Annotated in this window: 6 protein-coding genes and 2 tRNA genes; 1 reads left to right on the top strand and 7 read right to left on the bottom strand. The window is 52.8% G+C overall.

The annotated features are described in order from the left end of the window. Positions 1-2: 2 nt before the first annotated feature. The 7 genes from AC2FC2_RS13850 to pncC all read right to left on the bottom strand — a co-directional run bounded on the left by AC2FC2_RS13850 (position 3) and on the right by pncC (position 5,925). Positions 3-76: transfer RNA gene (locus tag AC2FC2_RS13850), tRNA-Arg, on the bottom strand. A gap of 3 nt (positions 77-79) precedes the next feature. Continuing rightward, positions 80-172: transfer RNA gene (locus AC2FC2_RS13845), tRNA-Ser, on the bottom strand. Between the two features lie 310 nt (positions 173-482). Then, the gene (gene csrA, locus AC2FC2_RS13840) at positions 483-668 is read right to left on the bottom strand and encodes a carbon storage regulator CsrA (protein WP_004091602.1); all 186 of its coding nucleotides are present in this window, start codon (positions 666-668) and stop codon (positions 483-485) included. Between the two features lie 252 nt (positions 669-920). Further along, a complete protein-coding gene (gene alaS, locus AC2FC2_RS13835; protein ID WP_209635222.1) occupies positions 921-3,548 on the bottom strand; it encodes an alanine--tRNA ligase in 2,628 nt (875 codons plus the stop codon). A gap of 133 nt (positions 3,549-3,681) precedes the next feature. Then, the gene (gene recX / locus AC2FC2_RS13830; protein WP_490659395.1) at positions 3,682-4,194 is read right to left on the bottom strand and encodes a recombination regulator RecX; all 513 of its coding nucleotides are present in this window, start codon (positions 4,192-4,194) and stop codon (positions 3,682-3,684) included. Between the two features lie 68 nt (positions 4,195-4,262). Continuing rightward, positions 4,263-5,324 carry a recombinase RecA gene (gene recA, locus AC2FC2_RS13825; RefSeq protein ID WP_209635219.1) on the bottom strand — a complete coding sequence of 354 codons (1,062 nt, stop codon included), beginning with the start codon at positions 5,322-5,324 and terminating at the stop codon, positions 4,263-4,265. Positions 5,325-5,436: 112 nt separating this feature from the next. Further along, a complete protein-coding gene (gene pncC / locus AC2FC2_RS13820) occupies positions 5,437-5,925 on the bottom strand; it encodes a nicotinamide-nucleotide amidase (RefSeq protein WP_209635217.1) in 489 nt (162 codons plus the stop codon). 252 nt (positions 5,926-6,177) lie between these two features. Here pncC and AC2FC2_RS13815 point away from each other — a divergent pair, with 252 nt between their 5' ends. Further along, the gene (locus tag AC2FC2_RS13815) at positions 6,178-7,572 is read left to right on the top strand and encodes an MFS transporter (RefSeq protein WP_209635216.1); all 1,395 of its coding nucleotides are present in this window, start codon (positions 6,178-6,180) and stop codon (positions 7,570-7,572) included. Position 7,573: the final 1 nt, after the last annotated feature.

Here is a 7,573-nt window from a genome sequence, read left to right as displayed (position 1 = left end):
GGTGCATCCAGGAGGATTCGAACCTCCGACCGCTCGGTTCGTAGCCGAGTACTCTATCCAGCTGAGCTATGGATGCAAATGGCGGTGAGGCGGGGATTCGAACCCCGGATGCAGCTTTTGACCGCATACTCCCTTAGCAGGGGAGCGCCTTCAGCCTCTCGGCCACCTCACCATACGCTTCTTTCGAATTGTGCCTAACTTGCTTTAGAGAAGCTCATCGGCACTGCGTGGCGCACATATTACTTTCTCCGACTTTTAAGTCAAACAATTTTTCCCAACTCACGTGCGTTTGCACAATTCACGCTCAACATGGGCGATTTCACGGCAAAAAGAGTGTTTTATCAACAAGCCGCTACAGTGAAATAGCAAACAAAGTGAAGGAGAGCGCAGGAAGATTTTGCAGAAGAAGGCAGGGAATGGTTTGTGATGGGTATAAAAAAGCGCAGTAGCGTCTCGCTGAGCAACGAGACGCTGCTTCGAAATCAGTAAGTCGTCTGTTGAGACTTCTCTGCCTGAATGCGCTGATAGATTTCTTCGCGGTGAACTGACACCTCTTTAGGGGCATTCACACCAATACGAACCTGGTTGCCCTTGACCCCTAACACTGTGACCGTGACCTCATCGCCAATCATGAGGGTTTCACCAACTCGACGAGTCAGAATTAACATTCTTTGCTCCTTGAAAGATTAAAAGAGTCGGGTCTCTCAGTTTCCCCGTCATTATCCATCATATGCTGTGAAAACGTAAGTCATGTTACCCACAATAAATGTAAGCAGACTTGGTCTCACCTCAGATAATGATAAGTTTAGCCGACCTGAAAAACTTTGTTCCCGGAATTGTAACCAAATTGTGTTAGCACAGTATAAAAACGCCATAATCAGTAATGAGTTATGGCGTTTGTAAGTGCTATTTATTTATATTCACAGTTTCGAGGCCACCCAGGCCTCTACGCTGTCTAATGCCGCTGGCAGGGCACTGACATCTGTTCCCCCGGCCTGCGCCATATCAGGGCGTCCGCCCCCTTTACCGCCAACCTGCTGTGCTACGTTACCGATCAGCTCGCCGGCTTTCACTCGGTCGGTCAGATCTTTGGTCACGCCAGCAATCAAGCTCACCTTATCATCAGCCGTAGTGGCCAGCACGATAATCGCAGAACCCAATTGATTTTTAAGATCATCAACCATGGTGCGCAGCATTTTGGCCTCAACGTTATCAAGCTGGCTGACCAACAGGCGTACGCCGTTAACCATTTTCGCCTTGCTGGACAACGATGCGCTCTCCTGAGCCGCCTGCTGGTCCTTCAACTGCTGTAGCTCTTTCTCCAACGCGCGGGTGCGATCGAGCACCATACGCACTTTGTCCGTCAGGTTGTTACTGTCACCTTTCACCAGATGCGCAACGTCCTGTAACAGATCGCTTTGCTGATGCAGAGTGGCAATCGCACCTTCACCGGTTACCGCTTCAATACGACGGATACCCGCAGCAGTCCCTGACTCACTGAGGATCCGGAACAAACCGATATCGCCAGTACGGCTGGCATGAGTACCGCCACACAGTTCAGTCGAGAAGTCACCCATGGTCAGTACACGCACGCTGTCGTCGTACTTCTCACCGAACAGCGCCATTGCGCCCTTCTCTTTGGCATCTTCCAGCGCCATTACTTCAGTTTGCACCGGCAGGTTACGGCGCACTTGCTGGTTAACCAAGTCTTCCACCGCACGAATTTGCTCTGGCTTCATCGCTTCGAAATGTGAGAAGTCGAAACGCAGGTATTTATCGTTAACCAACGAGCCTTTCTGCGCTACGTGCTCACCCAGCGTCTGGCGCAGTGCTGCATGCAGCAAGTGCGTCGCAGAGTGGTTCAGGCGAATGCGATTGCGGCGAACCTTGTCGATCTGCGCGTCAACGCGATCTTTCACTTTCAGAGACCCCTGAGACAGCTTGCCCTGATGGCCGATGGCCTGGCCGTATTTCTGAGTGTCGCTTACCTCAAAATCAGCACCCGCAGCTTTCAGCACGCCTTTGTCGCCAACCTGACCACCGGACTCACCGTAGAACGGGGTCTCATCCAGCACCACTACGGCCTCTTCACCGGCGTGGATCTCATCCACTGGCTGGCCATCGCGGAACAACGCGGTCACCGTTGATTGCTGTTGTTCGTGGTCATAGCCGCTGAATTGGCTGGCACCATCAACACGGATCATGCTGTTGTAGTCAGCACCGAAGCCGCTGGATTCACGCGCACGACGGCGTTGTGCTTCCATTGCCTGTTCGAAACCAGCTTCATCCACTTTCAGGCCACGTTCACGGCACACGTCTGCAGTCAGATCGATCGGGAAACCATAGGTGTCGTACAAACGGAATGCAGTTTCGCCATCCAGAGTATCGCCTTCCAGCTTGGCCAGCGCCTCGTCCAGCAGGATCAAACCACGCTCCAGAGTGCGCGCAAACTGATCTTCTTCGGTTTTCAGCACTTGCTCAACCAGTGACTGCTGGCGCTTCAATTCGTCGGCTGCCGGCCCCATTACGTCGATCAATGGCGCAACCAGCTTGTAGAAGAAGCTGTCTTTCGCGCCCAGCATGTTGCCATGGCGAACAGCACGACGAATGATGCGGCGCAGCACATAACCACGGCCTTCGTTCGATGGCGTCACACCGTCGGAAACCAGGAAGGCACAAGAACGGATATGGTCGGCAATAACGCGCAGAGATTTGTTATTCAAATCTGTCGCACCCGTCACCTTGGCCACTGCGGCAATCAACTTGCTGAACAGGTCAATTTCATAGTTGGAGTTAACATGCTGCAATACTGCGGCAATACGCTCCAGGCCCATACCGGTATCTACCGACGGCTTTGGCAGTGGCAACATGGTACCGTCTGATTGACGGTTGAACTGCATGAACACAAGGTTCCAGATCTCAATATAGCGATCGCCGTCTTCTTCCGGGCTACCCGGAGGACCACCCCAGATGTGATCACCGTGATCGTAGAAAATCTCGGTGCATGGGCCGCATGGACCGGTATCGCCCATCTGCCAGAAGTTATCGGAGGCAAAAGCCCCGCCTTTATTATCGCCAATGCGGATAATGCGTTCTGCCGGTACACCAATCTGTTTCTGCCAGATGTCGAAGGCTTCGTCATCGGTTTCATAGACGGTCACCCACAGCCTTTCTTTCGGCAGGTTAAACCAGTTTTCACCGGTCAGCAGTTCCCATGCGTAGCTAATGGCATCGTGTTTGAAATAGTCGCCGAAGCTGAAGTTACCCAACATTTCAAAGAAGGTATGGTGACGTGCGGTATAGCCGACGTTCTCCAGATCGTTATGCTTACCGCCCGCACGCACGCAACGCTGTGAGGTCGTCGCTCGGGAATAGGCGCGCTTGTCCAGCCCCAGGAAAACATCTTTAAATTGGTTCATGCCGGCATTGGTAAACAGCAATGTCGGATCATTGTCAGGCACCAGGGAGCTGCTTGCTACAACCTGATGGCCCTTACTATGAAAGAAATCGAGAAACGCTTGACGGATCTCAGCGGTGCTCTTGCTCATAATTTTCCCGGAAAGGCTAGAATAACGACACGTGAGCAAGATACGTGACATCCTGACGATGACATCTAGCTCACGAACAAAAAGTGGGGATAAGATAAATTTTCTTCAAGGGGAAGTAAAACCCCGTGTGCGTTCATTGCGCAAAATCACGGTAAATTGACTGAATTTCTTCCTGGAAGAAGCCACGATAGAGCAGATAACGCTGCACTTTGGCTTTCTCTTTCCAGTCCGTTGGTAGCTCGTCGCCAAATTTACGCTGCGCCACCTGTTTGGCTTGCTCACACCAGTCAATATCGCACTCTGCCAGCGCGGCCTGCGTTAGCTCTTTATCCACGCCTTTTTGCATCAGTTCAGAACGGATTCGCTGCGCGCCATAGCCTTTACGGCTGCGGCTACCAATGTAGCTGATGGCAAAACGTTGATCGTCTAGCCAATTATGCTGATAGCAATAAGCGATGACCTGTTCAATAACGGCAGGATCAATGGGTTCTTCAGGAACAGGAACAGGGGCAGAGGATGCGGGGGTTTTGGTACCGAATTTGGCTTTCGCCATAAATGGCTGCGCCGCAAGCTTGCGGCGCAGTTCAGCTTCACTATGATCGCGTTGCGACAGCAGGCGCATGGCGCGGCTTAGCAAGTCATTCATTATTCAAGCCTGATTAAATTGATGTTCGTGCTGCCTTACACAACGGCACTCACGAACATCAGCAGCGATTAAAACTCTTCGCTGGTTTCAGCTTCATCGTCGAAGCCTTCATTAGTTGCAGAAACCAGTTCACCGCTGCTGTGCAGCAGCAGGTCACGCAGTTTTTTATCCAACTCAGCGGCAACTGCAGGGTTTTCTTTCAAGAAATTACAGGCGTTTGCCTTACCTTGGCCAATCTTATCGCCGTTGTAGCTATACCAAGCGCCCGCTTTCTCGATCATCTTGTGCTTAACGCCCAGATCGACCAGCTCACCACGGCTGTTGATGCCTTCACCGTACAGGATTTGGAACTCAGCCTGCTTGAACGGAGCTGCGATTTTGTTTTTTACCACTTTAACGCGGGTTTCACTGCCGATGACTTCGTCGCCTTCTTTCACCGCGCCGATACGGCGGATATCCAGACGGACAGAAGCGTAGAACTTCAATGCGTTACCGCCGGTGGTGGTTTCTGGGTTACCGAACATCACACCGATTTTCATACGGATCTGGTTGATGAAAATCAGCAGCGTATTGGCGTTTTTCAGGTTACCGGCCAGCTTACGCATGGCCTGGCTCATCATACGTGCTGCCAGACCCATATGTGAGTCGCCGATTTCGCCTTCAATTTCTGCTTTTGGCGTCAGCGCAGCTACGGAGTCAACGATGATCACATCAACCGCGCCAGAGCGGGTTAATGCGTCACAGATTTCCAAGGCTTGCTCACCCGTATCCGGCTGAGAACACAGCAGGTTGTCGATATCAACGCCCAGCTTTTTCGCATAAACCGGATCCAGCGCATGCTCGGCATCGATGAACGCACAGGTTTTGCCTTCGCGCTGCGCCGCAGCAATAACCTGCAGGGTCAGCGTCGTTTTACCGGAAGACTCCGGACCGTAAATTTCAACGATACGACCCATTGGCAGGCCGCCCGCACCCAATGCGATATCAAGTGACAGTGAGCCGGTGGAGATCGTTTCTACGTCCATAGAACGGTCTTCACCCAGACGCATGATGGAGCCTTTGCCGAACTGTTTCTCAATCTGGCCCAGTGCCGCAGCTAGCGCCTTTTGCTTGTTCTCATCAATAGCCATTTTTGCTCCTTCGTTACGCAATGTCGGTGTTACCCCACACTGCCACTGAATGTATGTTGTGCAGGAAATGTCACTAATTATACTGTATGGTCATACAGTATCAAGCCTAATTTTACAAAAATTCATCAAGGGCGGTTTGCAGCGCGAAAATCGTCGCCTGAAGCCGCACTGCATCACGATCGCCGGCAAAATGCATCTTACGCGCCAACACCCGCCCAGAGCGTTCAGCGAAGCCAAACCAGACAGTACCCACCGGTTTTTCCGCACTGCCGCCATCCGGTCCGGCAATACCACTGACCGACAGTGCCACGTTGGCCCGTGCCGCATGCAATGCTCCCTGCGCCATTTCACGCACCACTTCTTCGCTCACTGCACCGTGCGCCGCCAATGTGTCTTCAGCCACGCCCAGCAGCTCATGTTTCGCGGTATTGCTGTAGGTGACAAAACCACGATCGAAATAGGCGGAACTGCCGGCAATATCAGTGATTGCTTTGGCGATACCGCCGCCAGTACAAGATTCCGCGCAGGTGATCCACTGACCATTGGCCTTCAGTTTTTCCCCTACCACCATGCTGAGTTTACGCAGTTGGTTTTCACTCATGACCTCTCCTTAGCGAATCAAGGTATATGCGCCCGATAGTAGCATTTATCAACCTTGCCTGAGGGGGGTGATGACAGAAATGCGCGGCACTTCGCAAGGGGTGCGGTGTTAAGCCGCGGGCCAAACTGCTAGTATCGAAGGTAAGGCCCGAGTTAACGGGCAGTGTTTTGCATGAGGGATATCACCGGATTGCCTATGCCACCAGCATAGCCAGCTCCAGGGCAAATCAGAATAAAAGATTAGGATGATAGAGTGAAAAAAACGTTAGGTGTTTTCTTTCCGTTGTATACCACCACCCTACTCATGCTATTGGGTTCAGGGCTACTCACGACGTACATATCCTTGCGTTTAACCTCTATCCACGTAACCGGTGCGTTGATCGGTGCGCTTATCGCCGCCAACTATATCGGCTTGGTGATCGGCGGCAAAGTCGGTCATTTTCTGATTGCTCGCGTCGGGCATATCCGCGCCTACGTCTCCTGTGCCGGTATAATCACGGCCGCAGTGCTGGGGCACGGACTGACGGAATACATCCCCGTGTGGGTCGTACTGCGGTTGATTATCGGCTTGTGCATGATGTGTCAATTCATGGTGCTGGAAAGCTGGCTGAACGATCAGGCGGAATCCAACCAACGCGGCATGGTTTTCGGCTTCTATATGGCAGCCACCTATCTGGGCATGTCATTGGGTCAGGTGGTCTTAATGCTGCAGACCAATCTTGGCATCGCCACGTTGCTGGTTATCGCCCTGTGCTTTGCGCTGTGCTTGGTTCCTATCGCCCTGACAACCCGCACCAACGCCCGCCATATGTCACCCGCGCCGATGGAGCTGCGCTATTTTATCGGTGCTATACCCAAAGTACTGGCGACCACATTGGTGATCGGTATGGTGGTCGGTTCTTTCTATGGGCTTGCGCCGGTGTACGCGAGTATGCAAACGCTGACCACTCAGCAGACTGGCTTGTTTATGGCGATAGCCATCTTTGCCGGGCTGGTGGCCCAGTTCCCGCTCAGTTGGCTGTCGGACCGCTACAACCGCACACTGTTGATGCGTATCAACGCTATTTTATTGATCGTCGCATCACTGCCGCTGGCACTGGTGCCGCACATTGACTTCCCGGTGTTGCTGGTGTTGGGCTTTATCGTCAGCATGTTGCAGTTCACGCTGTACCCACTGGTGGTCGCTCTGGCGAACGATTTGATCGAACCGGAACGGCGCGTTTCTCTGGCGGCCTGTTTACTGATGGCCTTCGGGGTCGGTGCCAGTATCGGCCCTTTGGCTGTCGGTGCGCTGATTGAGCCATTGGGTGGCAATATTCTGTATGCCTTCTTCGCGCTTTGCGGTGTGTTGCTGGTCGCCTTCAGCCGGACGGTAAAACAGGACGAATCGCAGTTCGTGCAGGATGCACCATTACCCCATATTCCCCTGCCGGACAGCCTGACCAGTTCCCCGTTGTCCCCAGCGCTGAACCCAACGTTTGATGAGCAGATCATCCATGACACTATGCCACCACCGGAAGCGGCCCCTGATCCGATAGAACGACAGGACACGGACGCATCAGGGGAAGAGGAATCTGAAACGCCTATCCCCCAAGGGGCCGATCCCGATGAGGATACCGGGCTGAAAAAAGCGCATTCGATGCTGTAAG

This window comes from Serratia sp. CoH_122_TC_1 (genome assembly GCF_058191755.1).
Note: the sequence above shows the minus strand (reverse complement) of the source record. Positions and strands in the feature narration are given on the sequence as shown.